The sequence below is a fragment of the Acinetobacter sp. YH12095 genome (assembly GCF_013419245.1).
Taxonomy (GTDB): domain Bacteria; phylum Pseudomonadota; class Gammaproteobacteria; order Pseudomonadales; family Moraxellaceae; genus Acinetobacter; species Acinetobacter towneri.
Genome location: NZ_VPAL01000003.1, coordinates 67638 through 93475, shown reverse-complemented (window position 1 = coordinate 93475; position 25838 = coordinate 67638). Strand labels below are relative to the sequence as shown.

The window sequence follows — 25838 nt, the reverse complement described above, 5'->3', positions numbered from 1 at the left end:
CTAAACATAAAAACAATTAAACATTAAAACGGAAGTGTAAAACATCACCGTCTTGTACGATATAAGTTTTACCTTCCAAGCGCCATTTACCTGCTTCTTTTGCACCTGCTTCGCCGTTGTATTGTACGAAATCCTCATAAGCAATACATTCTGCGCGGATAAAGCCTTTTTCAAAGTCAGTGTGAATTACGCCTGCTGCTTGTGGTGCAGTTGCACCTACTTTCACTGTCCACGCGCGGACTTCTTGTACGCCTGCAGTAAAGTAAGTTTGCAGACCTAACAGCGCATAACCTGCACGAATCACTACGTTCAGCCCTGGTTCTTCCATACCAAGAGCTTCTAGGAATTCTGCACGGTCTTCATCTTCAAGTAATGAAATTTCGGCTTCAATTTGGTTGCATAAAGGCACCACAATCGCATTTTCTTCTGCAGCAAGTTTTTTGACTGCATCTAAGTGCGGGTTATTTTCAAAGCCATCTTCTGCCACGTTCGCAATATACATGGTTGGTTTTAAGGTTAATAAACCAAAACCACGAACCAATTTGCGTTCATCGTCATCTAAATTGGCTGCACGTGCAGGCTTGCCATCATCCAGTAAAGGTTGGATTTTTTCTAAAACGGCTTTGGTCGCTACGGCTTCTTTATCGCCACCTTTGGCAGATTTTGCTAAGCGTGTAATGGCTTTACTTACCGTTTCTAAATCGGCCAAAGCAAGTTCGGTATTGATGGTTGCAATGTCATCTAATGGGTCAATTTTACCATTTACGTGAATGACGTTTTCATCTTCAAAGCAACGAACTACATGCGCAATCGCATCGGTTTCACGAATGTTGGCAAGGAATTGGTTACCTAAACCTTCACCTTTAGATGCACCTGCAACCAAACCTGCAATATCCACAAATTCCATCGTGGTGGGTAATACACGTTGCGGATTTACGATTTCCGCCAATTTGTCCAAACGTGAATCTGGCACAGGTACAATGCCTGTATTTGGCTCAATGGTACAGAACGGGAAGTTTTCCGCTGCAATTGCAGCTTTGGTTAAAGCATTAAAAAGCGTAGATTTACCAACGTTTGGCAGGCCCACAATACCACAATTAAAACCCATGAATAACTCACAACGTGTTATTTAAAAATTAGGCACGATTTTACATGAAAGGGCAGATAAAGTCAGGTCATCGGACAGATGTTTCTCCAATCTAGCGTGCTTGATGCTGTACGTTGAATTTCTTTTCGGAATTGATTTTGAATTGCTGACTGTTTCGCCTGAATTTTGAATAAAAAGTACATTGTAATTATAAGAGGCTATGACTAAAGTATGACAAGCACAGTATTGATACTGCTTTGGATATCAAAATTTTAAATATGGAGATTTTATGCGCATCTTATACCAGTTTCCTTTGTCTCATTTTTGTGAGAAAGCTCGCTGGTTATTGGATCATAAAGAGTTAGATTATGATGCGCAAAACTTAATTCCAGGTGTGCATCGCGCTTTTGCCCAATTAAAAACAGGGCAAAATAAATTACCTATTTTACGTGATCAAGACCGCTGGATAGCAGATTCGACTCAAATTGCTTTATATCTAGATGATATTTACCCCGAACATGCCTTGTTACGCAGTGATGCCGAACAATATAAACATGCGTTGGCCATAAATACTTTGGCTGATGAATTGGGGCAGCATGTGCGTCGATGGGGGTTGGCGCATGCATTATCTGAAAGTGAAGAACCTTTGGAAATTTTAATTGGCGAAAAAGGCTATTTGCGTCAATTTTCTAAATATTCCAAGCCAATTATTAAAGCCTTGGTGTCTAAGGGCTATCAGCTCGATCAAGATAAAGTTGCAGAATCCAAACAGCGGATGGATGAATTAATTGTCATTTTAAATCAGCATTTGATTGATAATTACGGGCGTTATTTTGTGGGTGAGCGTTTAGGTTTAGCCGATATTTCAGTGTGTTCGATGCTTGCACCTATTTTGGAAATTTCTGGAACGCCGTGGGAAAAAGAACATGATGAAGTGATTTCTGAAGAATTTAAAGATTATAAAAAATATTTGCTGGATTTACCTTTAGGGCAATATGTTTCTCGTATTTATCAAACTGAGCGTAATGCACGTGTAGATTGGCGCGGTATTTAAATGTTATCGCCTCAGATAAAATACGCGCAATCTGCGCGTATTTTTTGGATACTGATGTATAAAAACCTAAAACCAAGGATTAGAACAAAGAATTTAAGTTATTCAAATCAAAAGTCTGTACCAAACTTGGCAGGGTAGCTAAATCAAATTGAGTGTCTGATGTGCCACCAGTTAAATTGCCAAATGCATCGCCTAATGCAGGGACTAAGCTATCAATATTGATCTCTGAACTGGTTGTAGATGACGCACCTTGCAGTAAGTCGCTGATGTTAAAATCTGAACCAGAAATTAAGTTGTCAAAACCATCACTCAAGCCATCTAAGCTGAAACCACCAGTTGTATCTCCAGTCAGATTATTTAATAAACCACCTAGATCAAAGTCACTTGCAAGCTGACCTTCAGGATTAAGCAACGCAAGAATTGGTTCTAGAGCAGCGATATCTAGACCACCTAAATCACCACCGATGTTACCGCCAATTAAGCCGCTTGCCAGTTGCGCAATTTGTGCAATATCAAGATCGCCATTGCCTTGCATTAAACCGCCTACTAATTCAGCAATGACCGCGATATCCATACCGCCTAAACCGCCACCGATATTGCTGCCAATCAAGCCGCTTGCCAGTTGAGCAATTTGCGCAATATCAAGATCGCCATTGCCTTGGATTAAACCGCCTACAAGTTCAGCAATCACTGCGATATCTAGACCGCCTAAACCTCCACCGATGTTGCCACCAATCAAGCCACTAACCAGTTGAGCAATTTGAGCAATATCAAGATTACCCGTATTACCACCGATTAACCCACTCACTAATTGGGTGAGTTTCGTAATATCTAAATCACCTGCATTGCTGTCAATCATGCCGCTGAGTAAATTGGTGATGGAAGCAATATCGAAGCTACCGCCATTGGATTGTGTCAGTTTGCTAATTAAACTGGTGATATCTAAGTTGGTATTCGAGCTTGAAAATTGGCTGATTAGATTGGTTAGGCTAGAACTATCTAAGCTGCTGCCAGAGAGTAAACTTTTTAATAAAGAATCTAGGGTAGGGGTGGTCGAGGTCGAACTAGTCAGGCTGCCAAGCAAACCAGAAAAGGTATTGCTTAAAGAGCCACCACTTAAGAGTCCATCGAATAAAGAGCTGGTCTGAGTTTCAACGGTAAATACAGAGCTAATTTTATTTTCAGCAAGCTTAGAGATTTAAAAGCCATGACGACTCCTTGTATTTTTATTGGTTTTGTTGTGCTGCATTGTGCTTATTGTCGAGCGCATCTGTTTTAATACATTTCTATACACTTGTAAAAGATAGACGGTCGGGATTGTGAAAATGTATGAGTAGATTCGTTGTTTTGTTGAGTTTTTTAAATTTAAAAATTTGAAAATCAATAAATTAGAAAGCTGTTCCGTTTGTCTGTTAAGTTGTTCAAAACGATAAGCGGTGATCTGTTGAATCATAAACATTTTGCTTTAATAATGGAAAATAATTTTCGATAAAGATGCTTAGTCTGCAAAATAATTTAAGTATAATGGCAGCATGAGTTTAAATTTTATCAGATTAGATTGAGTGCTTGAAAATGGAATTAGATCGCTACGATAAGCATATTTTAGAAATTTTAAGCAATGAAGATGTCAATTTGAATGAACTTTCCGAGCGGGTTAATCTGTCGGTAAGTTCGGTGCATCGCCGTATTAAAAGTCTGATCGATCATAAAATTATTTCAGGTTTAAAGCGTGAAATTAATTATCAAAAACTGGGCTTTAGTTTGCATGTGTTGTTGCAGGTGTCTTTGAGCAAACACGATACCGATATTTTTGCCAAATTTTTGGATGAATTGGAAAGCATTCCTGAAGTGATACGTGCATTTTTGGTGACAGGACAGACTGCAGATTTTATTGTAGAGGTTGTGGCACGAGATATGGAAAATTACAGCGAAATTTTATTAAAACGGATTGGTAAAATTGAGCATGTGGCAGGTTTGCATTCTAGCTTTGTGATTAAAGAATATGATGTTTTAAACTGTCATGGTTTATTAAATAAAGTTTAATTTATTAGAATCTTAGAATTATTTTGACTGGATCTATAAAAAAACGCACGAGAACGTGCGTTTTTAGGAATTGCAGTTAGACCGATTATGCGTCTAATTGTGCTAAAACTTCATCAGAGAATTCAACGTTGGTATATACGTTTTGAACATCATCTAAATCTTCAAGCATATCAATCATTTTCATAATTTTTTTCGCTTGATCGATGTCTGTAATTTCTGCTTTGGTCGATGGACTCATAACCACTTCAGCATTGTCAGATTTCAAACCTGCTGCTGTTAGCGCATCTTGAACTATACCAAAAGCTTCTGGCGTAGTAATAACCAAAATGCCATCTTCAGACACTTCAATATCTTCTGCGCCAGCTTCTAAAGCCACTTCCATCACTTGATCTTCTAAAGATGAATCTTCAAATGAAATTTCACCACGTTTGGTGAATAGGAATGCTACAGAACCATTGGTGCCTAAGTTACCGTCAGTTTTAGAGAAACAGTGACGTACATCTGGCACGGTGCGGTTTAAGTTGTCTGTCATGGTTTCTACAATAACCGCAACACCACCTACACCATAACCTTCATAGGTTACTTCTTTAAGATCGTCGTTATCTTCACCGCCTGCACCACGCTGGATGGCACGGTTAATGACGTCACGTGTCATGTTAACTGAAAGTGCTTTTTCCACAACAGCACGTAAACGAGGGTTACTTGCCGCATCTGGACCGCCGAGCTTTGCAGCAGTTGTTAATTCACGAATAAATTTGGTAAACAACTTACCACGACTAGCATCTTGTTTGGCTTTACGATGCTTAATGTTGGCCCACTTGGAATGACCCGCCATGCGAACTATGCTCCTTACAGATTGGCAGTATGCCTATCAAAATTGCGCCCATTCTAACATAAGCCCTTTTTTTAGATAAAGGGCAGAGTTTTAGGTTTTTTAAGTGTTGCTTTGAGTTGTTTTTGGCTCAGGAATGACAATATCTAAGCCCACTTGTTCTTTATATAATTGTTGGATAAGTGCCATATCGTGATCTAAATCTGTCGGATAGATTTTGCCAAAAATCCCACCTTGTTTGGTTTGTGAGTTGGCATACATTAAAACGATAGGCACATTGGCTGCTTTGGCAATATGCCAAAAACCTGTACGAATTGGCTTGCGGGCTTCACCTGTTTTTGCGCGAGTTGCTTCGGGTGCGATGACCAAATTGAAATGTTCATTTTGATCAAAAAGTTCGACCATTTGCGACACAATATCTTTGTTAGATTTACGGTCTACTGGAATACCGCCGACTTTTTCTAAAATAGGTTTAAGTGGCCCTTTAAAAAGCTCTTTTTTGATTAAAGTATGGATTTTAATATCATAAATTTGGAACAGAGCAAGCGAGAGGATTGCATCCATCATTGAGGTGTGTTCAAAACCGACGATCACTTGTTTGTTTTCGAGGACGTTGGGTTCTACCTGATATTGCCATCCTGCAAGTTTGAATGCGGACTCGCCTATAAATTTTTTCAACATAGATTTAACAGCTGATGAATCTGGAAATGCATAATTTCTGCTTGTTTTATATAAGAGTCAACAGAAAATTGTTTGAAATATAGCAATCTCAAGTGATGCAGTTGATATAGCGTTATATCTTTTATTGGTTTTAACTCTAAATACTTTGTTTTTAATATTAAAAATATATGAATTGAGAGAAATTAAGTCTTAAATTGAGCAAAAATGCACTATTCAAATGATTTGTAAATCATTAGACTTTGGTCGTAATTAGCTATGATTCTATTCATCATTTCACTATTCCACGCATCATGGAAGGATACTAAAGTGGCTTATTTGACGACTTTTCTTGTGGCATTGACTGTGTTGTTATTGGTCTTGGTATGGTCAATGTTTGAGTTGTTTTTAGAAGTGCGTAAAGAGAAGCGTTTAAAGTTGCATCGGGCAATGTTTCGGAAAGTGAAGGTGTAGTTTTTATATTTCAATAATAATCAAATTCGTCTGCTGACTATCTATACAGCAATTTCTGAAAATGGCTTGTGTTTTTAAAAAATCTTCGCTAGTATTCTTTGCGCTTGAACTTGTTGAAATATAACAAATTCAATTATAGGGCCTATAGCTCAGTCGGTTAGAGCAGCGGACTCATAATCCGTTGGTCGACAGTTCAAGTCTGTCTGGGCCCACCATATAAAACAACCACTTACGTGCACTAATCGTAAGTGGTTTTTTATTTTAAGCTTTATGTAAGCAATTGAAATGTAGTCTGTGAGCAGCTAAAAAAGATCATCTGTTTCAAATTTCTTTTGTGATTCTACTTTTTCCTCGCCAACAATGTCGCAAAACGCTGTTTAATTCGATTACCATCTGCATCTTTACGGTGCAATTCACCGACATTTTCATTGTATTTCACAATATCCCAATCAGCATAATAAGCACTTAACTCACCCGCTTTAAAACTAAAAGGGAAGTCCTGTTGCACAGGGTAATCTTCAGTATTCATCGCGCAAACAATTAAGTTAAAGCCTTGAGGTTTGGTCGCTTGCTGCATATGCTGAATAAGAGGAGGGATAGTTTCAGGCGCCAAAAACATCATTACTACGATACAGTTGATGAAGTCATATTCACCAGTAATAGTGGCATCCTGATTGAAATCCCGAACAGCAGTTTGAATAGATGAAATCTGTTCTGCAGCAATAATTTCATTTAATTTTTGGATACTCACTGGGTTCACATCCCAAGCATCCACCTGAAAACCGTTTTGGCTCAAATACAGCGCATTTCGGCCTGTACCACAGCCAACATCCAAAGCCTTACCCACGGTTAACTGTGGAAGTGCCATTAAAATTTCAGAATGTGTTGGGCTTAATTTATATTTTTTAACAAAATAATCTTGAGGCAAACAATAAAAACTAAGCTGGCACTCAATATCATCACTGGCAGATACAATTTTATGCCACGCTTGCGGTTCAATAAATGGTGGTTGATTTTCCACGGAAAAAATATGCTCAGATTGTACTTCACCAGATTCATGCAGCATCGAAAAATGCAATTCGCCTTTTAAAATAGTCAACTTCGCCCATGTGCCGACTTGGGTATTGTGTTGTTTTTTAAACCCTTGTGGAATTGAGTCATGATTCCAAATAGGAAGTTGTTTATAACAGATCAATTCTTGTTGCATCATAAACTCCAGTTATACCGATTCTGATGGGGTAAAGCTTCACAGTAATGTAGTGTCTTGTGTAGATTAGAAAATATCATCTTCATTTCAGCATAACATTGCAGACCTGTTTCAGCCATCTTCTGAATTTTATCCATCTCATTAAAATCAAAATTATTTAAATGATGTAGATGGTTAAAATACCAAACTGAAAAATATTCACCTCAAATTGCATGATTTTCATGTCTATTCAGTTGTGAATGTTTTACCATAAGCTGTTTAAATTCATTGAATTATCCCGTGTTTATTCAAGCCAATCAGTACGTTACTCCAACACAGCAGCATGATTATCCTGAATGGCATCGTGGGCGTGAGCGTTATGCGCTTTGGTATTTAACTGTTCAACATCCAGCTTTAGAATGCTATTTACAACAATTAAAACAGCAATTTTCAGATGTGTTATTTCGCCCAAACACACGTCAGTTTCATATCACCTTATATATTTGTGGGTTTTATGCTGCATCAAAGCATTGGGAAGATGACTTTCTCGAGTCACAATTTCAACAACAAGTTCAAGCCTTACAGCAGTTGCAACTCAAGCCTTTTCAACTGAAAGTGGGCGGCATCAATAGCTTTAACAGTGCTTTATTTGTAGAAGTGCAAGATCAATCACAGCAATTGGCGCGTATACGTCAGGCACTTGGCGCAGGTGGGGCTGAAATCGCAGCCTTGCAGTATCATCCACATATTACTTTGGGTTTATATCAAACAGCGTGTTCAACCAATTTGATTTTGCAGCGTATTCAAAATCTCCCCGTGCAATATTTCGATTTAGATATCCATCATTTAAATTTTGGTTATTATCAGGCGCACACTTTACAAGGTCAGCTATTTAGCACGCATCAATTTCCTTTGGAGCACATGTGATTCAACTTATTTTGGGCGGTGCGCGTTCGGGTAAAAGCCGTATGGCTGAGCAAACCGCGCAGCAACTTGGCAAATCCGTCATTTATGTAGCAACTGCACAAGCGGGCGATGCAGAAATGCAGGCGCGGATTCAGCATCATCAACAACAGCGTCCGCAGACTTGGCAATTGTGCGAAGAGCCTTTGTATTTGGCGGAGCAGTTAAAGATGCTGGATCATCCGAATGCTGTGATTTTAGTAGATTGTCTGACCTTGTGGATGAGTAATTTGTTGATGCAATCTGCAGAAAGCTTTGCCGAACAACAAATTTCAGCATTGCTCGAAGTTTTACCTCAGTTGCAAGCCGATATTATTTTAGTGAGCAATGAAACAGGTTTGGGCGTTGTACCGATGGGCGAAATAACCCGAAAATTTGTCGATGAAACAGGGCGATTACATCAGCAATTGGGACAAATTGCAGACAAAGTGCAGTTCTGTGTCGCAGGTTTTCCAATGCTTTTAAAAGGAGAGAAGAAATGACTTGGTGGTTTGCAGCGTGTCAAAAGCCAAATGAACAGATGAAACAACAGGCAATTGCACGACAACTTCAATTGACCAAACCAACAGGTTCATTGGCAGCATTGGAAAATATTGCGATTCAACTGGCGGCTTTGCAAGGAACAACGCAGCCGAATATTGAACGTCCGTGGATATGTATTTTCGCAGGCGATCATGGCGTGATGGAAGAAAATATTTCCGCCTATCCCCAAGCCGTGACTCGGCAAATGCTACAAAATTTTGCCACAGGTGGGGCATGTATCAGCGTCATCGCCCGACAATATCAGGCGCATTTACAAGTGGTGGATTGCGGCTCGGTCGGGGAGGCGTATGAATATGCAGGAGTAGAGCGGCATTGTATTCGTGCAGGCACAGCGAATTTTGCTAAAACCCGCGCCATGACTGAACAAGCGTGTGCAGATGCGATGGCACTTGGACGTCAAAGTGTGGAAGATGCCATCGCACAGCAGGCCTCGATTTATGTCGCAGGTGAAATGGGTATTGGAAATACCTGTTCGGCATCAGCCTTGTCTTGCTTTTTATTACAAGAACCTGCTGAAGCCTTGACTGGCATAGGCACAGGAATTGACACTGCACAATTGCAACATAAAAAACAGGTGATTGATGCTGCTTTAGCTCTACATCAGAACTATGTGCAAGATGATGCTTTTAAAGCCTTATGTGCAGTTGGTGGATTGGAGGTCGCTGCAATGGTGGGCGCGTATATTCGCTGTGCGCAGTTGGGCTTGCCGATGGTGGTGGATGGTTTTATCAGCAGTGCTGCTGCATTAGTTGCAGTGCGTTTAAATCCTCAAGTCCGAGAATGGATGTTGTTTGGGCATCAATCGGCTGAATATGGACATCGTCGCTTATTAGAAGCATTAGGTGCACAAGCCTTGCTGCATCTAAATTTACGCTTAGGTGAGGGCAGCGGTGCGGGCGCGGCATTGGGCATTATCCAACTGGCCTGTGCCTTGCATAATCAAATGGCGACTTTTGCCGAAGCTGCGGTTATTGGTGAGAAAGTATCTTTATGATCATGCTAGACCTATTAAGACATGGCGAAACAGAATTGGGTCATACTTTGCGTGGCTCAACCGATGATGCTTTGACTTTAAAAGGTTGGCAAGACATGCAGCAGACTTTAAACACGGCAATAGCTACAGGACAGCGATGGGATGTTGTGGCAAGTTCACCTTTACAGCGTTGTCTGCAGGTTGCTCAGACCTTTGCGCAAGCACAGCAATTGCCACTGTATATTGATGCACAATTTCAGGAAATGCATTTTGGTGCATGGGAAGCTATTTCCACTCAAACCTTATATGAACAATACCCTGAAGATTTAGCTAAATTTTGGATGACACCGACCCAATTTAGTCCGCCACAAGCAGAATCTTTGCTAAATTTTCAGCAGCGCGTTTTGCAAGGTCTGTCCGATCTCAACCAATATTTACAACAACTCGAGCAACAACCTAAACGTGTGTTATTGGTCACGCATGGCGGGGTAATTAAATTGCTCAAAGTATTGGCGCAGAAACAACCTTTAGACGATATTTTAAAAATGTCTGCAGCGTTGGGGCAATTGAGTTCATTCCAGTTACATCCCAATGGCAACATTTGCATGCAGGGGCAAACATGACACCTTTTTGGATTGCCTTGCAATTCCTGAGCACTTTTCCTGTTTCTTTAAAACAGATGCCAACTGCAGCGCAAAATGCACAATCACTGCTGTTTTATCCGCTCGTTGGCTTACTAATTGGAGCTGCGCTGTGGGGGATGGCGCATTTATTGCAATTCTTGCCTTTGGTTCTGAGTAGCAGCTTAATTTTAGTGCTCTGGATTTGGCTGACAGGTGGTTTACATTTAGATGGACTGGCTGATACTGCCGATGCATGGGTCGGCGGTTTTGGTGATCCTGAACGTAGCTTAAACATCATGAAAGACCCAAGCAGCGGCCCGATTGGAGTATTGAGCTTACTGATCTGCTGTTTATTAAAATGGTCTGCGTTGTATGTATTGCTCGAACAACAGTATTTGGCATTTTTGCTGTTTGTACCCGTATTGGGACGATTAAGCGCTTTGGTTTTATTTTTAAGCACGCCTTATTTACGTGCCAATGGTTTAGGCACTGCTATTCAGGCACATTTGCCTAAAACAGGCACAAAAATTGTGATCGCATTGACCTTGCTTGCAGGAGTGCTTTGGGGATGGGTGGGTTTGGTGACCGTTCTGACTTTTATCCTTAGCACCTTGTATTTGCGATATAAATTTATGCAGCGTTTAGGTGGAATTACGGGCGATACCGTTGGTGCGAGTATTGAAATAACAGAAAGCATGATGTTATTGGCTATTGCGATTCTTTGGTTTTTAATAAATTAGCTTTTGAGCAGTTTTTCTTGTTTCAAGTGCGCTGAAAATTGAAATAATATAAGCGAATGAATTTACAGCTATTTATGCACTCAATTTCAGCAAGTATGCAGATGAATTTGTCATTTGTCGGAAAGTTCCTAAATTAGATTTGCTATTTTTTTTAAATATGATAATAGTAGTTTATGTCAATCAGCCTTGATGGCATTTGTATCTCAGGATGAGATCACAAACGTGATGTATAAAAATCAAAAGGAATGTCATTTATGATCAAACTGTTAAAGCAAATTTTCTGTATCCATATTTATGAATATGACGCAATGGAAGAAATCGGGGCGCATTTAGAGTGTCGTAAGTGTGGGGATTCTAAGACACAATAATGTTAAGTATTGAATCTGTATTAAAACCAAGTGAGTCTTTATGACTCACTTTTTTATTTTAGGCTAATAGCCTGAATATTTTGCTTAGTCTTGACTGCATGTATAGATTAGACTGCACTTATCCATCTTCAAAACTACATATATCATTCCCACCTCTTTTGGTGGGGAGACTTCTCATGCTGTACGAAGTTTGATTTATACAAGTGCACAATTAAATTTTCTATCCTCCGCACACTTTATCCCACAAGGTATTCCGCTTAAAATTCTGTATCTAGAAATATTGAACTGACCGTATTTATGGCTAAAAACTTTCAAGAAAAAACGTATATTGTAGATGACAATCTAGCAGATACTTTGACGTGGTTGCTGCATCATCAGGACTGTTATGATCGGTTTTATTATGATGCGATTCAGCAACAACTGACGGTAGAACATGCCAACGGGGTAGATATTATTAAAACAGGGCAGTATTTAAATGCCAGTTACGGAATTTTAATCACCTCTTAAAAGCATTGCCGCATAAACTTATTTTGCTGCATAAAAAACAAAGTCCCTTTGCGGGACTTTGTACATTTGGATGGATGCTAAAACTTTAAGCCATTGCCATCGCATCTACCGACAATTCAGAAACCGTTGGTTTAGCACGTTCAGGCACTAAGCCTAACTTTTGGAACAATTGTTTGTCTTTGCCTTCGCCTGCGTTTGGTGTAGTTAAAAGTTTTTCACCTGAGAATAACGAGTTCGCACCTGCCATAAATGCCAATGCCTGATCTGAATCAGACAACGATTCACGCCCTGCAGACAAACGAATATAGCTGTTTGGCATGATAATACGTGCAACTGCAATAGTACGAATCCATTCAATCACATCTAGCTTTTCGACTTCAGCCAGTGGTGTACCTTCAATCGGAACTAACATATTGATTGGCACAGATTCAGGGTGTAACGGTAAAGTCGCCAATTCATGTAACAAACCAATACGGTCTTGGGTATCTTCACCTAAACCGACAATACCGCCACTACACACTTTCATACCTGTTTGACGCACAATATCCAAAGTATTTAAGCGGTCATCAAAGCTACGAGTACTAATGACATTCGGATAATATTCACGCGATGTGTCTAGGTTGTGGTTGTAATAATCCAAACCTGCATCTTTTAAGCGTTCTGCCTGCGATTGGTTTAACATCCCTAAAGTCATGCAAGTTTCTAAGCCTAGAGCTTTGACTTCACGCACCATTTCTAAAACATACGGCATATCACGTTCATGCGGATTACGCCAAGCAGCGCCCATACAAAAACGTGAAGAGCCTGAGGCTAATGCTTCTTTGGCTTCCTGAATGACTTTATCAACTGCAATACGTTTTTCAGCTTCAAGCTGTGAATCATAATGCGCAGATTGCGAGCAATATTTGCAGTCCTCAGGGCATTTGCCTGTTTTAATAGACAATAAGGTACTGACTTGTACGGTATTGGCAGCAAAATGTTGGCGATGCACACGCTGTGCTTCAAAGACTAAATCCAGAAAAGGTTGTTCATATAACTGCTGAATTTCTTCTCGAGTCCAATCATTGCGTACTGACATAAGTAAAAGTCCATCATCCCTATTATTCATAGTCTGTATCATACACAAATAGTTTGAATCAGAAAGGCATAATCTCCCAATTTCGTGGCAAATATTCGACAGAATAGAATTAAAATCATGCAGTCTATTTAGTTGCAAACTTGAGCAATTTTTCTGATATTTCGCTGCAAAATTAAATTTTATGGATTATTATTTTTGCAATGAATTGGTCACTAAAATTCAGTTAACTGCATAAATTGGCAAGTAACCTGCAGCCAAAATATCGTACCATTTGGGTGGTAGTTTTTGTTTAAATTTTAGGCTGTTTAAGCAATTGTTCCTGAATGGCCCAATCAATATGGATTTGCACAATCTCATCATGCTGTGTTCGCGTTTGCTGCAAAATTTGTAAAATCTGTGCTGAAAATGGGGCATTTCCAAGCCCGATTGCAATATTACGCATAAAACTTTTATAGCCTGTACGACGTAATGGACTACCTTCGGTTTTGGCTAAAAATGTGCTTTCATCCCATTGCCATAAATCTAGCAAGCTGACCTGATCTAAGGCATGTCGGGGATGAAAATCCTCCACCGTGGTGACTTGAGCAAAGCTATTCCACGGGCAAATCAGTTGGCAATCATCACAACCAAACACCCGATTACCAATGCCACGACGTAATTCTTCAGGAATGATACCCTGATATTCAATGGTCAAATAAGCAATACATTTACGCGCATCTAACATATAAGGTTCAACAATGGCTTGCGTTGGGCAAATGTCGATGCAGGCTGTGCAAGAGCCGCAATGCGATGTTGCAGGTGGATCAAAAGGCAAATCTAGTGAAGTAAACAGCTCACCCAATACAAAAAAAGACCCAGATTTTTTATGAATTAGTAATGTGTGTTTGCCTGTCCAACCCATGCCTGCACTTTCTGCAAGCGACTTTTCAAAAATTGGGGCTGAGTCGGCAAAGGGGCGTGATTCAAACTCGCCCACTTTTTCACGAATACGTGTCGCAAGGGTTTTTAGGCGTCCGCGCATGACTTTGTGATAATCGCGTCCACGTGCATAACGGGCTATAATTGCAGAGTTAGGTGCATCGGGAATATGTCGTGGACGTGGTGTTTCCACCAAATAATTCATGCGCACACAAATAATGCTTTTGGTATTCGGGACTAATAGTGTGGGATTGGCGCGCTTGTCTAAATTTTCTTCCAGAAACTTCATATCCCCATGATAGCCACGTTTTAAATATTCCTGAAAACGTGCTAATTCTGCTTGAGCATCTGGTTTGGCAATGACACAATCAGCAAAACCAAGCGCCAAAGCTTGAGCTTTAATCCACGCTTTCAAGGCGGCTGGATCGTCTTGATGCAGAGAAATATGTGCTGAAGTGGTGGATGTTGCCATAACAAAATAGAAGGGAAGAAAATGCCGCAGCAAGTGTACCATAGCCCTGTTTATCATAGTCAAAGTATTCAAGCGTGGGAGCAGCGCTGGTTTGCCCGTCAAAATAGTTCTTACGGTTTAATGCAGCAAGTGGCGTGGACACTGCATTTACAAATTCGCAAAATTTTTGCAAAACAGCCATCTACAATACAAAAAATTGCTGTGTGTTGTGGACAAGGCAATAACGCAGGCGATGGCTATTTAACTGCAAAATATTTAAAACAAGCAGGTTTTCAAGTCGATATTTATGCCGCAACACGCGGTTCATCGGCAGATTTACATCAGGCTTTTTTAGAAGCTCAGACAGAACAAGTCAATATAATTCAAGGTTTTGCATTTCAACAAAGTTATGACTGCTATATTGATGCATTATTTGGTATTGGTTTAGATCGTCCTTTAAATGATGAGTGGCAGTCGCTTATTCACGCAATGAATCAACAAGCGGGTTTAAAAATTGCGGTTGATATTCCAAGCGGTTTAAATGCCAACACGGGGCAGCCATTGCCATGTGCAATTAAAGCCGATTACACCTTTACAGCTTTGGGTTTGAAAGCAGGGTTATTTACAGGGCAGGCACAGGAATATACTGGACTGGTCGATGTGCTGGATTTGATTCCAGCCGATGCAGAACTCAAAGCGTTGGCCCAACTCACACCACATTTGATTCAATTACCCGCACGGCAGGCTTTTGGACACAAAGGCAGTTATGGGCATGTGTTGATTGTGGGCGGACATGCGCAAATGGGTGGTGCGGTGATGATGGCTGCAGAAGCCGCATCAAGCGCAGGTGCAGGGAAAGTGACTGTGGTCTGTCATGCCAAACATCATGTGGCGATATTAAGCCGTGCGCCGAATTTAATGTTGCGGGATATAGACGCACTGACAGGCGCAGAAATTCAGCACTTAATTTCACAGGTCGATGCCGTAAGTTTAGGGATGGGTTTAGGACGTGATGCTTGGGCAGAACAGCATTATGCAGACTGGTTTGCTGCACTAAATCAGTCCGAGGTAGAAGTGGTTTACGATGCCGATGCCTTATGGTTTTTGGCGAAGCAAGCGCATTCATCGCATCATCCAGCCCAACTAAAACCGAACAGTTATGCCACACCACATTCAGGTGAGGCTGCGACCTTGCTCAATACTACGGTTGCAGCCATTGAAGCAGACCGTATTGCCGCGATTCAGCAATTGCAGCAACGCTATGCAGGCGATTGGGTGTTAAAAGGTTCAGGTAGTTTGACTTTGCAAGCTGCATCTACAGAACCGCAAGCAAGTTCATTGTGGATTTGTACCGCAGGCAATCCTGGTATGGGTACAGGTGGTATGGGCGATGTGTTGGCAGGCATGATTGCCAGTTTAAAAGCCCAGTTTCATCATAAAATTCAATTGCATGAAATTGTCATGTTACATGCCTTGGCGGGGGATGTATTGGCACAGCAGGGCATGCGCGGTTTACAGGCACAGCACATGAGCCAAGCGATTTATCAGGTTGTGAATCGGTAAAATATAAGCGATGGCGATGCTGATTTAGCGACGTCTGGAGCTTGAACGACTACGTCCGCGTGCCATACCACCCAAGGCATTGAGCACAGCCAATTTGGTCATACTGCCCGATGCATGAGCATGGCAAATTGCAGCAGCCAAAGCATCGGCAGCATCTTGTTGTGGTTTGATGGATAGATTTAATAATTTCATGACCATCATTTGTACTTGTTCTTTATCGGCAGCGCCATAACCCACGACAGATTGTTTAATTTGACGAGCGGTATATTCCGCCACTTGTAAATCTAAATTTACCAAAGCGGCAATCGCTGCCCCGCGAGCCTGTCCCAATTTTAAGGCAGAGTCTGGGTTTTGCGCCATAAACACTTGTTCAACTGCTGCTTCAGTCGGGCCGTGAAATTTCACAATCCGTTCAATCCCTGCAAAAATCCGTTTTAAGCGTTCGGGCATTTCACTGGTTTCGGTGCGAATGGTTCCTGCATCTACAAAACGTAATTTAGCGCCATCACGTTCAATAATGCCGTAGCCCGTTAGACGAGAACCAGGGTCGATTCCAATAATAAGTGACATGCCAAGCCTTAAAAAATTACATCAAGTTGAATTATAGGAGTTTAAATCTCTTTTGTGTGGAGTAATTTCAAAACATTCGGTCAGTAAGCTGCCGTTTAAACAATTAGCATGTATCCTTTGCCATATTTTCAATTTTGGACTTCATTTTATTTTAAGTTTTGAGGCGTATATTTTATATACGGTAGCAAATGAGAGCGGCAATGAAGTGGATTAATAGGCTAAAACAGTGGGCGAAGCAAATTAAACGAGATGTTTATGCGGTGTGGTTTGCAGCACGTGATCCTGAAACACCGTTTATGGCAAAGCTTTTGGCATTGTTGGTCGCTGCTTATGCTATTTCTCCCATTGATTTAATTCCAGACTTTATACCTGTTTTGGGTTATTTGGATGATTTGATTTTAGTGCCATTGGGCATCATGTTGGTATTGCGTTTAGTACCTGCAGAGGTAATGCAGCGCTGTCGTTTACAAGCCGATGCGATCAGTCAAAAACCGAGCAGTTATATTGCAGCATCAGTTTTTATTGCGTTGTGGTTATTATTGGCTTATGCCGCATATTTTTATCTTTATCGTTTAAATATATAGACGTATTAAGTCTGTTATTGGGTGATGATGAAAATATTAATGACAGACTTAACCTTTAAAAATACAATAATGCCCATATTGAAACAACAGCGAATCAAAAAAGCTTGATCCCGATGAAGCACTTGGTTACTGCATTTTATTTATTTTGTTGAGATTAGATTAATTTTCATGAAATTATTTCTTATTGTTCTAATTGGCTTAGTTCTTGAAGTCTTCGTCTGGATTGGTGTGGGCGACCTAGTGGGGAGCATGTGGTACGTGTTCTTTTGGTTTGTCGCTGCTTTCTTCATTGGTTTGAACCTGATTCGTAAATATTCTGCAGGCGTGATGCCACAAATGCAGCAAATGCAAATGGGGCAGATGAGTGCCGATCCTGCGCTGAGTAATAATTTACCTAAAATTTTTGCGGGTTTTTTATTGATGATTCCAGGATTAATCAGCGATGTTTTGGCATTGCTGGTGATGATTCCTGCCGTACAAAATGCCTTTAAAGCGGCAATGATGAAAGCCATGATGAAACGTCAGCAAGCCATGATGGATCAAATGATGGGTGGCATGATGGGCGATATGAATGGCATGGGCGGAGCAGGTCAAAACCCGTTTGCAGATTTAATGCGCCAAATGCAAGACATGCAAAATCAGCAGGGCGGTGGTCGTGATTCCAGTATTATTGATGGTGAAGCACGTGAAATTACCCCCGATGCGAAAAAAATTGAAATGAAAGATGTCAATCCACCTAAATAATATGGGTGATGCTTGAGATCAAACCGAATCGTGCTGATTCGGTTTTTTTATGGGTATTTTTTGGTGAATATGCACGTGAGTGTTTAAACATTGAGGTGTGCATTTAAAGCCTTATTTATTCTCCTACCGCACAAGGTATAATCGGATTTTCAATTCTCCTGATGTATTTATGTCTTTGTTATTCACCATTTGTGCGCTGCATTTTGTGGCACAGCTTAGTCCAGGACCAGATGTTTTATTAATTGCCAAAAGTGCAGCCAGCAATACCCGCCGTAATACCTTGCAGATTATTGCGGGTATTTCATCAGGGATTGTGGTGTGGGTGGTGCTGACCTTATTAGGTTTTACGGTTTTGGTGCAGCAATTTCCCTGGATTCAGCAAGTCTTAATGCTGATTGGCGGTTTATTTCTTGCCAAAATGGGATGGGGCATGTTGTCGGGCGGTTGGCATAGTTGGCAGCAGCGCAAACAGTTTGATGATACTCAAGTGCAAATTCCAGCCGCAAAAAACTACTTTTTATTGGGTCTATTCACCAATTTATCTAATCCGAAAACCTTAATTTATTTTAGTAGTGTATTTGCTTTGGCGTTGAGTTCATCGGCAAGTGCATCTTTGAAAGCCCAATTGGCAGTGATTATTCCAATCCAAACTTTTGTGACATTTACACTATTTATGTTGCTACTTTCTACACCAAAAATGAAAAAGTTATATCAGCGTTCAGGCAGTTATATTGATATGGTCTCGGGCGGATTATTTTTATTATTTGCTGTGTGGTTGTGGTTAGATGCACTGCGTATGTTTTAAAACATAGGTTTTGATGCCAATTAGTTAGATGATTTGATGTTGTCCAAAGCCAAGTTTGACGATTTTTCATTCAGTATTTCGGTTGCAGTCGTGTTTTCAGTTTTATCTAAATGATTGGGCTGATAAGTACGGTTTGATTGCAAAGTTGCTTCGGTATTTTCCGAACCTTGGTATTTACGACTACGGTTGGCACGTTCTCGCAAGCCACCTTTTTTAATGAGTTGCACCACTTTAACTTTACTCCGTGTAATAAAAAAATATGTGCTGAAAGCCAAGCTTGAGTCTAAACTTCAAGTAATCGAGCATGCAGAATTTTAGCATGGCATACCTATTTTAGATGGATAAAGTGACTGTTTATTCAAAAATACGATTTGCGCGAATAGCAGAACTTTGACATTCTAATTCACAAGCGATTGTGTCAGTTAAATCATCCAAAGGATGCAGGCTACAAAGTGTCACAGTTGCTTAAACAAAATTACACTGCATCAGGGTAGATGGTGTAACAATAAAAACAAGAATTACAGTGAAGTAGGAGAATACCTATGCTGTATCATCAATATCGTTGCGCATGTTGCAATCGGGTGGTGGAATCATCAGAAAAAGAATGTGGTACTTGTGGTTCACACAATATTCGTAGTCCTTATGGTTTCTGGTTATTCTGTATTTTGGCATGCTTGGCAGCAGCCGTTGTGTTTAAAGTCGTGCATGTTTATTTGCAAGATCATCAAGAAGTGCCCGTGCAACAATCGGTGCTTGAGGTGATTCGTACGCAATAAGTGCTGCATCCAAGCTTAACGCTTATTTCGTCTATACAAGATTTCAAAAAATCCTGAATCATTAAATGGCTCAGGATTTTATTCAACTGTTTTTTCAATATTGAAGAGACTCACCATTTTATTCTTCAATATGGATGAGCAATTTAAAAAGATTAGCGACTTAAGAAGTCAGCTTGGTTGATTGCAGACAGTGCAGCATTCACCTCAAAAATCTTGCCACGAATATTCTTCACGCCAAAACTTTCTAAACGTGCAGTGTGCATTTTTAAATAGCGTTCAGCATTGGCCGCATGATCAAACAGATAGATTCCACCGGCTTCCTGTGTTTGACTGTTCTCAGTCCAAATTTTCCAAAGCATGCCAGTTTCTAGGTTAATGCTTTCTGCAAGTTCACGGTACGCTTGGCTCATGCTTTCGCCAAATGGGCCTTCAGAAGGGAAATCGACTTGAAGAATAACCGCCATAATAAACTCCTACATCATTATCTTAGATGAGTATTTAAAAAATCTCAGGAATGATTCACTATAACATATTCGTATTTTGTATATTGTGGTTTGACAGCTAAATTTTAGGCATAAAAAAGCCCACCGAAGTGAGCTTGATAAAACTGAAAAGTTTTACATTACAGACCTGCAGAGGCTTTTAATGCTTCAACTTTGTCGGTTTTTTCCCATGTAAATGCAGTGTCAGAACCTTGACGACCAAAGTGGCCATAAGCTGCAGTCTGTTTATACATTGGTTGTAACAGGTTCAACATGTTGGTAATGCCGTATGGACGTAAATCGAAGTGTTCACGTACTAAAGCAATAATCAACTCATCTGCCACTTTTGCAGTGTTGAAGGTGTTGATTGAAATTGACGTTGGCTCTGCAACACCAATAGCATAAGACACCTGAATTTCACATTTGTCTGCCAAGCCAGCTGCCACAATATTCTTTGCAACATAACGACCTGCGTAAGCAGCAGAACGGTCAACTTTAGATGGGTCTTTACCAGAGAATGCACCGCCACCATGACGTGCCATGCCGCCGTAAGTATCGACAATGATTTTACGACCAGTTAAACCGCAGTCACCGACAGGGCCGCCAATCACAAACATACCTGTTGGGTTGATGTGGAATTTGGTGTCTGCATGGAACATTTCTGCAGGAATCACTTTTTTCACAATTTCTTCAATTACCGCTTCTTTAAGCTGAATTTGCGAAATTTCAGGATCGTGCTGAGTAGATAACACCACCGCGTCCAAACGTACAGGCACACCATTTTCATAAGCAAAAGTCACCTGACTTTTTGCATCTGGGCGTAACCACGGCAAAGCACCACTGCGACGTAATTCAGCTTGCTTTTCCATTAAGCGGTGTGCGTAAGAAATTGGGGCAGGCATTAATACATCAGTTTCACGGCTGGCGTAACCAAACATCAAACCTTGGTCACCTGCGCCTTGATCTTCAGGCTTTTGACGGTCTACACCTTGTGCAATTTCAGGTGATTGTTTACCAATCATGTTAATGACCGCACAGGTTGAACCATCAAAACCTAAGTCAGAATGATGGTAACCAATGCCATTTACGGTTTGACGAACAACGGCTTCAAAATCGACATTTGCAGTTGTTGTGATTTCACCTGCCAGTACAACCGCACCCGTTTTTACAAGCGTTTCACAAGCAACCCGCGCATAAGGGTCTTCTTTTAAGATTGCATCCAAAATGGCATCACTGATTTGGTCAGCCATTTTATCTGGATGGCCTTCGCTTACAGATTCCGAGGTAAATACAGCGTACTCGCGCATAAGTCCTATCACAGTTAAATTCAAAAGACGCAATATGTTACATCGAGTTAGACTTTAGGACTAGCGCATTACGACTAAATTGGCTGAATTTATTTCAATTCAATGACTTTTTATCGCATATCTTTAGCTAAAAAATAGATAAAGTATCGGTATGACTATATTGTGACTCAAAAATATTCATGTTGGCTAAAGTATGCTGTCATAATTTTAAACTAAGGAGCACCTTGTTTTTAAGTGGTGAATCATTTTTAAAAACAATATTGTAGATGGGTAATTTAAAGACTTTGAATTGACTTTATCTGCATCAAGCTGCATTTTCAAAAGCTGTTTTAAAATTTTGGACGATGGCTGTGATTCAATTTATTGTGTGAAAAGTGAATAAAATTCAAGATGTGTTAAAATCTGTCTATTATTTCTACAGAATACTGTTGTGTTTTAACTTGTTGCTAGGCATTTGATTGGAGTTGCTGCAAGAGCGACATCACAATTCCATCCTGCGTCTATAAGTTGAAATATCTATACTTTAGAATTTTGCCAAGAATAGAGCTTAACACGGCAATTAGCTATTTTCTTGTTGTTATAAACGTGAAAACGTCTTTGAATTTGCACGAAAAATACCCTGAATGGGAATTAATGCGGAAATATTGTTGCATAGGCTTTACCCCTCAGGCGTTTTTTTGAGAGAATAGCGGCTGTTTTGAATTCTATTCATCTTCTTCTATTTAACGATTTTTTGTGGACTCTGACCTATGACGACCCCGCTTAACGAACGTCGTATTGCAAACGCAATTCGTGTATTGGCAATGGATGCTGTGCAAAAAGCAAATTCAGGACATCCAGGTGCACCGATGGGGATGGCAGATATTGCCGATGTGGTGTGGCGTGAATTTTTGAATCACAACCCAACCAATCCACAATGGGCAAACCGCGACCGTTTTGTATTGTCTAATGGTCATGGTTCAATGTTGCAATATGCGTTGTTGCATTTAACAGGTTATGATCTTTCAATCGAAGATTTAAAAGCGTTCCGTCAGTTACACTCTAAAACACCTGGCCACCCAGAATTGGGTTATGCACCAGGGATTGAAACCACCACTGGTCCACTCGGTCAGGGGATTGCAAATGCTGTTGGTTTTGCTTTAGCAGAAAAAACACTGGCTGCACAATTTAATAAAGAAGATATTCAGGTTGTAGACCATTTCACTTACTGTTTCTTGGGTGATGGTTGCTTAATGGAAGGTGTTTCACACGAAGCATGTTCATTGGCAGGTACTTTAGGTTTAGGCAAGCTGGTTGTTTATTATGATGACAACGGCATTTCTATTGATGGTGAAGTAGAAGGCTGGTTCTCTGACGATACCGAACAACGTTTCTTATCTTACGGCTGGCAAGTCTTAAAAGTTGATGGTCACGATGCCGATGCAATTCGTGCTGCAACGGTTGAAGCAAAAGCTGAAACGCAAAAACCGACTATTATTATTTGTAAAACTGTTATTGGTTTAGGTTCGCCAAACAAACAAGGTAAAGAAGACTGTCACGGTGCGCCATTAGGCCATGATGAAATCGCTTTGACGCGTCAAGCATTAGGCTGGACAGATGAAGCATTTGTTATTCCTGAAGATGTATATGCCGCTTGGGATGCTAAAGCGAAAGGTGCAGAAGCAGAAGCAGCATGGAATACAACTTTTGATGCCTATGCAGCAAAATATCCAACGGAAGCTGCAGAACTTAAACGCCGTTTAAGCGGTGAACTACCTGCAGAATTCATCGCGCAGGCAGATGCGTTTATTGCTGAAACCAATGCTAAAGCTGAAACTATTGCAACGCGTAAAGCCAGCCAAAATACTTTGCAAGCATTTGGCCCATTATTGCCTGAATTATTGGGTGGTTCTGCAGACTTGGCAGGTTCAAACTTAACCCTTTGGAAGGGTTGCCAAGGCGTTCAGGACAATGCAGCAGGGAACTACGTGCATTATGGCGTACGTGAGTTTGGTATGACTGCTATTGCAAATGGTGTAGCACTTCACGGTGGTTTCATTCCTTACGTTGCAACATTCTTAATGTTTATGGAATATGCGCGTAATGCCGTGCGTATGTCTGCATTAATGAAGCAACGTGTGATTCATGTGTATACCCACGACTCGATTGGTTTGGGTGAAGATGGTCCAACACACCAACCGATTGAACAAATTGCATCTTTACGTGGTACGCCAAACTTAAATACATGGCGTCCTGCAGATACCGTTGAAGCGGCTATTTCTTGGAAATCTGCATTAGTACGCAGCGAAGGTCCAACTGCTTTAATTTTCTCACGTCAAAACTTGCCATTCCAAACTCGTACTCAAGCGCAAATTGAGAACGTGGCAAAAGGTGGTTATGTCTTGGCTGAAGAAAAAGGTGAATTGAAAGCCATTATTATTGCAACAGGTTCAGAAGTGGGCTTGGCAATGGAAGCATACGCGCAGCTTGAAGGTGTACGTGTTGTGTCTATGCCGTGTGCAGAAGAATTTGTGAAGCAAGATGCAGCATATCGTGAAGCGGTATTGCCATCACATATTCGTGCACGTGTTGCGGTTGAAGCAGCGCATGTAGACTACTGGTGGAAGTTTGTCGGCTTAGACGGTAAAGTTATTGGTATGACAACTTATGGTGAATCTGCACCTGCAAAAGACTTGTATCAGTACTTTGGCATTACCACTGAAGCGGTTGTTGCTGCAGTAAAAGAATTAACAGCTTAATTTTTTAATCCAGTGTTTTTAAAGGCGTTCCTGCAAAGGGACGTCTTTTATTTTTGCATATTTGTTTGGTATTCGATGTGATGATCCAACAAATTTTTTCAGTGTAAGTCAGGTTTGTGAATAAACCTCTGTGTAATTGAGTGAGATGAGAAATGAGTTTGTACGAGCAAATTAATGATGAAGTCACTTTAATGGATGCGGGTGAGCAAAAGTGGATTGGACAAGATTTACCACTTGAAGCTATGGTGGCGGTAGAGTTGTTGTTACAGGATTTGGCTGAAGATCAGCAAATCAAAATTCGCCGTAAGAACCATGAAAAGCAATCAGGCTTAAAGCAAGTTGATCGTATTTTGATTGAGAAGCTTTAATCTATTGCGATGAATACAGTGCATTAAATGGTGTATCGTCAAAAATAGCTTTATTCTATGCGTAGGGTAAAGCTTTTTTTATTGCTGAAAAATAGTTTATAAAATAGCCTAAGCATAATATGAATGATGCATAATCAATAAAATGATTCGATGCAAAAATAATCAGGCAATATCAAAGCATGCAGACAACTATATTAGATCATCAATTTAAGCACATCGACATTGTCGCGTTAAGTGAAATCCAATTTGAGCAATGGCAACCACTTTGGCAGGGTTATCAGCAATTTTATCAGGTGCAACTCAGTGATGAGGTTACGCAAAATACGTGGTCAAAACTAATTAATCCACACAGTACGCATATTTATGGTTTTGCTGCCGTATATCAAACTCAAGTTGTGGCAATTGTGCATGTAATTGAACATGACAGTTGTTGGACGCTTAAACCTTATGCCTATTTGCAAGATTTATATACCTTGCCTGAGTACAGAGGGATGGGAATTGCTCAGCAGCTTATTCAGCAGGTGAATCAAACAGCGCAACAGCGTGAATGTGATCGGGTATATTGGCTGACTCATGAAGATAATTTACAGGCACGGCAGTTGTATGATCGTGTCGCAAAAAGAACAGGTTTTATTCAATATCGCAGCCCTGCAACAGCGATGTAAAACGCGCATGCATATTTTTACAAATTTATCGTTTCAGTCATGCAACATACTGTTTTATCTTTAATCCTGTATTTGCAGCAAAAATCTATAAACTAAACCTCATTGAAACGTATCAACACTTTTAGAGATGAACAATATGAACATGAAATCAATTGCTTTAGGTTTGGCTATCGCGTCTGCAGCAACAATGACAATGGCTAAACCAGTGGCTTATCAAATTGACCCAACGCATACTGCTACTGTATTTACTTGGGATCACTTCGGTTTTTCTACGCCATCAGGTAACTTCTCAGACATTCAAGGTACTATCAACATTGATGAGAAAAAACCTGCTAACTCATCTGTGAATGTGACGATTCCATTAAGTAGCATCAACACCAACGTAAAAGCTTTAGATGAGCACTTAATGGCAGCAGATTGGTTTGATGCAGCAAAATATCCAACCATTACTTTTAAAAGTACAAAAGTTGAAACTCAAGACAAGAAAAACTTTAAAATCACAGGTGATTTAACAGTTAAAGGTGTAACTAAGCCAGTGGTACTTGACGCAGTATTGAACAAACAAGGTCCACACCCAATGACTCAGGCAGCGACTGTTGGTTTTAATGCAACAACATCATTCAACCGTTCTGCATTTGGTATCGCAAGCTATGTACCAAACGTGGGTGATAAAATTACTGTTAACATCACTACTGAAGCATCTGTAGCTGCTAAAAAATAAGTAGTAATGATTTGATCA

At 40.4% G+C, this 25838-nt stretch carries 29 protein-coding genes and 1 tRNA gene; 19 read left to right on the top strand and 11 right to left on the bottom strand.

Annotated features, from left to right (window positions below):
• Positions 1-16: 16 nt before the first annotated feature.
• Entirely contained in the window at positions 17-1108 is a 1092-nt protein-coding gene (gene ychF / locus FTU35_RS03500; RefSeq protein WP_004971435.1) for a redox-regulated ATPase YchF, read from the bottom strand.
• Positions 1109-1376: 268 nt separating this feature from the next.
• On the opposite strand from ychF, the gene FTU35_RS03495 reads away from it, so the two are divergent.
• Entirely contained in the window at positions 1377-2141 is a 765-nt protein-coding gene (locus tag FTU35_RS03495; RefSeq protein ID WP_096902290.1) for a glutathione S-transferase family protein, read from the top strand.
• 79 nt (positions 2142-2220) lie between these two features.
• Here the strand turns inward: FTU35_RS03495 and FTU35_RS03490 are convergent, their stop codons facing one another.
• Positions 2221-3225, bottom strand: a complete 1005-nt coding sequence (locus FTU35_RS03490) for a hypothetical protein (protein ID WP_218951269.1) — start codon at positions 3223-3225, stop codon at positions 2221-2223.
• A gap of 488 nt (positions 3226-3713) precedes the next feature.
• Here FTU35_RS03490 and FTU35_RS03485 point away from each other — a divergent pair, with 488 nt between their 5' ends.
• Complete coding sequence (locus FTU35_RS03485; RefSeq protein WP_004971430.1) at positions 3714-4184, top strand: Lrp/AsnC family transcriptional regulator; 471 nt, start codon at positions 3714-3716, stop codon at positions 4182-4184.
• Between the two features lie 85 nt (positions 4185-4269).
• Here FTU35_RS03485 and FTU35_RS03480 read toward each other — a convergent pair whose 3' ends face one another.
• A complete protein-coding gene (locus FTU35_RS03480) occupies positions 4270-5019 on the bottom strand; it encodes a YebC/PmpR family DNA-binding transcriptional regulator (RefSeq protein ID WP_070155957.1) in 750 nt (249 codons plus the stop codon).
• A 99-nt stretch (positions 5020-5118) separates the two neighbouring features.
• The gene (locus FTU35_RS03475; protein ID WP_104851825.1) at positions 5119-5697 is read right to left on the bottom strand and encodes a 1-acyl-sn-glycerol-3-phosphate acyltransferase; all 579 of its coding nucleotides are present in this window, start codon (positions 5695-5697) and stop codon (positions 5119-5121) included.
• 306 nt (positions 5698-6003) lie between these two features.
• Here FTU35_RS03475 and FTU35_RS03470 point away from each other — a divergent pair, with 306 nt between their 5' ends.
• Together FTU35_RS03470 and FTU35_RS03465 are read left to right on the top strand one after the other, a co-directional pair.
• A complete protein-coding gene (locus FTU35_RS03470; protein WP_154320842.1) occupies positions 6004-6147 on the top strand; it encodes a hypothetical protein in 144 nt (47 codons plus the stop codon).
• A 138-nt stretch (positions 6148-6285) separates the two neighbouring features.
• A tRNA-Ile gene (locus tag FTU35_RS03465) sits at positions 6286-6362 on the top strand.
• Positions 6363-6487: 125 nt separating this feature from the next.
• On the opposite strand, the gene tehB is transcribed toward FTU35_RS03465, so the two are convergent.
• The gene (gene tehB, locus FTU35_RS03460) at positions 6488-7354 is read right to left on the bottom strand and encodes an SAM-dependent methyltransferase TehB (protein WP_004976920.1); all 867 of its coding nucleotides are present in this window, start codon (positions 7352-7354) and stop codon (positions 6488-6490) included.
• A gap of 279 nt (positions 7355-7633) precedes the next feature.
• Between tehB and FTU35_RS03455 the strand changes: the two genes are divergently transcribed.
• The 6 genes from FTU35_RS03455 (at position 7634) to FTU35_RS03430 (ending at position 12050) form a co-directional block, all read left to right on the top strand.
• Positions 7634-8260 (top strand): 2'-5' RNA ligase family protein, encoded by a 627-nt coding sequence (locus tag FTU35_RS03455; RefSeq protein WP_179991327.1) that lies wholly within the window; start codon positions 7634-7636, stop codon positions 8258-8260.
• Positions 8257-8778, top strand: a complete 522-nt coding sequence (gene cobU / locus FTU35_RS03450) for a bifunctional adenosylcobinamide kinase/adenosylcobinamide-phosphate guanylyltransferase (protein WP_096901203.1) — start codon at positions 8257-8259, stop codon at positions 8776-8778. Before FTU35_RS03455 ends, cobU begins: the two co-directional genes overlap by 4 nt.
• Entirely contained in the window at positions 8775-9833 is a 1059-nt protein-coding gene (cobT, locus tag FTU35_RS03445; RefSeq protein ID WP_004976913.1) for a nicotinate-nucleotide--dimethylbenzimidazole phosphoribosyltransferase, read from the top strand. The genes cobU and cobT overlap by 4 nt, the downstream gene beginning before the upstream one ends.
• Positions 9830-10435: a histidine phosphatase family protein gene (locus FTU35_RS03440; RefSeq protein ID WP_179988711.1), complete on the top strand. Its 606-nt coding sequence runs from the start codon at positions 9830-9832 to the stop codon at positions 10433-10435. The genes cobT and FTU35_RS03440 overlap by 4 nt, the downstream gene beginning before the upstream one ends.
• Positions 10432-11175, top strand: coding sequence for an adenosylcobinamide-GDP ribazoletransferase (locus FTU35_RS03435; protein ID WP_004976907.1), 744 nt, complete (start codon positions 10432-10434; stop codon positions 11173-11175). The genes FTU35_RS03440 and FTU35_RS03435 overlap by 4 nt, the downstream gene beginning before the upstream one ends.
• Before the next feature lie 665 nt (positions 11176-11840).
• Positions 11841-12050, top strand: a complete 210-nt coding sequence (locus FTU35_RS03430; protein ID WP_004976903.1) for a hypothetical protein — start codon at positions 11841-11843, stop codon at positions 12048-12050.
• 85 nt (positions 12051-12135) lie between these two features.
• On the opposite strand, the gene bioB is transcribed toward FTU35_RS03430, so the two are convergent.
• Positions 12136-13128: a biotin synthase BioB gene (bioB, locus tag FTU35_RS03425; protein ID WP_104851863.1), complete on the bottom strand. Its 993-nt coding sequence runs from the start codon at positions 13126-13128 to the stop codon at positions 12136-12138.
• A gap of 289 nt (positions 13129-13417) precedes the next feature.
• Positions 13418-14518 carry a tRNA epoxyqueuosine(34) reductase QueG gene (gene queG, locus FTU35_RS03420; protein WP_218948259.1) on the bottom strand — a complete coding sequence of 367 codons (1101 nt, stop codon included), beginning with the start codon at positions 14516-14518 and terminating at the stop codon, positions 13418-13420.
• A gap of 21 nt (positions 14519-14539) precedes the next feature.
• Here queG and FTU35_RS03415 point away from each other — a divergent pair, with 21 nt between their 5' ends.
• Entirely contained in the window at positions 14540-16060 is a 1521-nt protein-coding gene (locus tag FTU35_RS03415; RefSeq protein WP_104851865.1) for an NAD(P)H-hydrate dehydratase, read from the top strand.
• 24 nt (positions 16061-16084) lie between these two features.
• Here FTU35_RS03415 and ruvC read toward each other — a convergent pair whose 3' ends face one another.
• Positions 16085-16630 carry a crossover junction endodeoxyribonuclease RuvC gene (gene ruvC, locus FTU35_RS03410; RefSeq protein WP_004976895.1) on the bottom strand — a complete coding sequence of 182 codons (546 nt, stop codon included), beginning with the start codon at positions 16628-16630 and terminating at the stop codon, positions 16085-16087.
• A gap of 200 nt (positions 16631-16830) precedes the next feature.
• On the opposite strand from ruvC, the gene FTU35_RS03405 reads away from it, so the two are divergent.
• The 3 genes from FTU35_RS03405 to FTU35_RS03395 all read left to right on the top strand — a co-directional run bounded on the left by FTU35_RS03405 (position 16831) and on the right by FTU35_RS03395 (position 18763).
• Complete coding sequence (locus tag FTU35_RS03405; protein ID WP_096901198.1) at positions 16831-17214, top strand: YkvA family protein; 384 nt, start codon at positions 16831-16833, stop codon at positions 17212-17214.
• A 168-nt stretch (positions 17215-17382) separates the two neighbouring features.
• Positions 17383-17958: an FxsA family protein gene (locus FTU35_RS03400; RefSeq protein WP_004976892.1), complete on the top strand. Its 576-nt coding sequence runs from the start codon at positions 17383-17385 to the stop codon at positions 17956-17958.
• A 169-nt stretch (positions 17959-18127) separates the two neighbouring features.
• Positions 18128-18763, top strand: coding sequence for a LysE family transporter (locus tag FTU35_RS03395; protein ID WP_096901197.1), 636 nt, complete (start codon positions 18128-18130; stop codon positions 18761-18763).
• Between the two features lie 20 nt (positions 18764-18783).
• Here FTU35_RS03395 and FTU35_RS03390 read toward each other — a convergent pair whose 3' ends face one another.
• Positions 18784-18993 (bottom strand): hypothetical protein, encoded by a 210-nt coding sequence (locus FTU35_RS03390; RefSeq protein ID WP_154320816.1) that lies wholly within the window; start codon positions 18991-18993, stop codon positions 18784-18786.
• 315 nt (positions 18994-19308) lie between these two features.
• On the opposite strand from FTU35_RS03390, the gene FTU35_RS03385 reads away from it, so the two are divergent.
• Positions 19309-19539 carry a hypothetical protein gene (locus FTU35_RS03385; RefSeq protein ID WP_372238839.1) on the top strand — a complete coding sequence of 77 codons (231 nt, stop codon included), beginning with the start codon at positions 19309-19311 and terminating at the stop codon, positions 19537-19539.
• A 152-nt stretch (positions 19540-19691) separates the two neighbouring features.
• Here the strand turns inward: FTU35_RS03385 and FTU35_RS03380 are convergent, their stop codons facing one another.
• Together FTU35_RS03380 and metK are read right to left on the bottom strand one after the other, a co-directional pair.
• Positions 19692-20003 (bottom strand): monooxygenase, encoded by a 312-nt coding sequence (locus FTU35_RS03380; RefSeq protein ID WP_004976884.1) that lies wholly within the window; start codon positions 20001-20003, stop codon positions 19692-19694.
• 158 nt (positions 20004-20161) lie between these two features.
• Complete coding sequence (gene metK, locus FTU35_RS03375) at positions 20162-21328, bottom strand: methionine adenosyltransferase (RefSeq protein WP_004976883.1); 1167 nt, start codon at positions 21326-21328, stop codon at positions 20162-20164.
• Between the two features lie 749 nt (positions 21329-22077).
• On the opposite strand from metK, the gene tkt reads away from it, so the two are divergent.
• From tkt to FTU35_RS03355, 4 genes are all read left to right on the top strand, one after another.
• A complete protein-coding gene (gene tkt, locus FTU35_RS03370) occupies positions 22078-24066 on the top strand; it encodes a transketolase (RefSeq protein WP_004976881.1) in 1989 nt (662 codons plus the stop codon).
• 152 nt (positions 24067-24218) lie between these two features.
• The gene (locus FTU35_RS03365) at positions 24219-24434 is read left to right on the top strand and encodes a hypothetical protein (RefSeq protein WP_004976879.1); all 216 of its coding nucleotides are present in this window, start codon (positions 24219-24221) and stop codon (positions 24432-24434) included.
• Positions 24435-24613: 179 nt separating this feature from the next.
• Positions 24614-25099: a GNAT family N-acetyltransferase gene (locus FTU35_RS03360; RefSeq protein WP_096901195.1), complete on the top strand. Its 486-nt coding sequence runs from the start codon at positions 24614-24616 to the stop codon at positions 25097-25099.
• A 136-nt stretch (positions 25100-25235) separates the two neighbouring features.
• Entirely contained in the window at positions 25236-25820 is a 585-nt protein-coding gene (locus tag FTU35_RS03355; protein ID WP_004976875.1) for a YceI family protein, read from the top strand.
• Positions 25821-25838 lie beyond the last annotated feature (18 nt).

Bases quoted from the DNA above. Each gene is read 5' to 3' on its own strand.
- bioB (WP_104851863.1), bottom strand. From the start codon at position 13,128: ATGTCAGTACGCAATGATTGGACTCGAGAAGAAATTCAGCAGTTATAT.
- FTU35_RS03365 (WP_004976879.1), top strand. From the start codon at position 24,219: ATGAGTTTGTACGAGCAAATTAATGATGAAGTCACTTTAATGGATGCG.
- cobT (WP_004976913.1), top strand. From the start codon at position 8,775: ATGACTTGGTGGTTTGCAGCGTGTCAAAAGCCAAATGAACAGATGAAA.
- ychF (WP_004971435.1), bottom strand. From the start codon at position 1,108: ATGGGTTTTAATTGTGGTATTGTGGGCCTGCCAAACGTTGGTAAATCT.
- FTU35_RS03415 (WP_104851865.1), top strand. From the start codon at position 14,540: ATGCCGCAGCAAGTGTACCATAGCCCTGTTTATCATAGTCAAAGTATT.
- FTU35_RS03440 (WP_179988711.1), top strand. From the start codon at position 9,830: ATGATCATGCTAGACCTATTAAGACATGGCGAAACAGAATTGGGTCAT.
- FTU35_RS03360 (WP_096901195.1), top strand. From the start codon at position 24,614: ATGCAGACAACTATATTAGATCATCAATTTAAGCACATCGACATTGTC.
- FTU35_RS03405 (WP_096901198.1), top strand. From the start codon at position 16,831: ATGAAGTGGATTAATAGGCTAAAACAGTGGGCGAAGCAAATTAAACGA.
- queG (WP_218948259.1), bottom strand. From the start codon at position 14,518: ATGGCAACATCCACCACTTCAGCACATATTTCTCTGCATCAAGACGAT.
- FTU35_RS03400 (WP_004976892.1), top strand. From the start codon at position 17,383: ATGAAATTATTTCTTATTGTTCTAATTGGCTTAGTTCTTGAAGTCTTC.
- FTU35_RS03355 (WP_004976875.1), top strand. From the start codon at position 25,236: ATGAACATGAAATCAATTGCTTTAGGTTTGGCTATCGCGTCTGCAGCA.
- metK (WP_004976883.1), bottom strand. From the start codon at position 21,328: ATGCGCGAGTACGCTGTATTTACCTCGGAATCTGTAAGCGAAGGCCAT.
- FTU35_RS03380 (WP_004976884.1), bottom strand. From the start codon at position 20,003: ATGGCGGTTATTCTTCAAGTCGATTTCCCTTCTGAAGGCCCATTTGGC.
- FTU35_RS03475 (WP_104851825.1), bottom strand. From the start codon at position 5,697: ATGTTGAAAAAATTTATAGGCGAGTCCGCATTCAAACTTGCAGGATGG.
- FTU35_RS03495 (WP_096902290.1), top strand. From the start codon at position 1,377: ATGCGCATCTTATACCAGTTTCCTTTGTCTCATTTTTGTGAGAAAGCT.
- tehB (WP_004976920.1), bottom strand. From the start codon at position 7,354: ATGCAACAAGAATTGATCTGTTATAAACAACTTCCTATTTGGAATCAT.
- FTU35_RS03395 (WP_096901197.1), top strand. From the start codon at position 18,128: ATGTCTTTGTTATTCACCATTTGTGCGCTGCATTTTGTGGCACAGCTT.
- tkt (WP_004976881.1), top strand. From the start codon at position 22,078: ATGACGACCCCGCTTAACGAACGTCGTATTGCAAACGCAATTCGTGTA.
- FTU35_RS03480 (WP_070155957.1), bottom strand. From the start codon at position 5,019: ATGGCGGGTCATTCCAAGTGGGCCAACATTAAGCATCGTAAAGCCAAA.
- FTU35_RS03430 (WP_004976903.1), top strand. From the start codon at position 11,841: ATGGCTAAAAACTTTCAAGAAAAAACGTATATTGTAGATGACAATCTA.
- FTU35_RS03485 (WP_004971430.1), top strand. From the start codon at position 3,714: ATGGAATTAGATCGCTACGATAAGCATATTTTAGAAATTTTAAGCAAT.
- FTU35_RS03435 (WP_004976907.1), top strand. From the start codon at position 10,432: ATGACACCTTTTTGGATTGCCTTGCAATTCCTGAGCACTTTTCCTGTT.
- ruvC (WP_004976895.1), bottom strand. From the start codon at position 16,630: ATGTCACTTATTATTGGAATCGACCCTGGTTCTCGTCTAACGGGCTAC.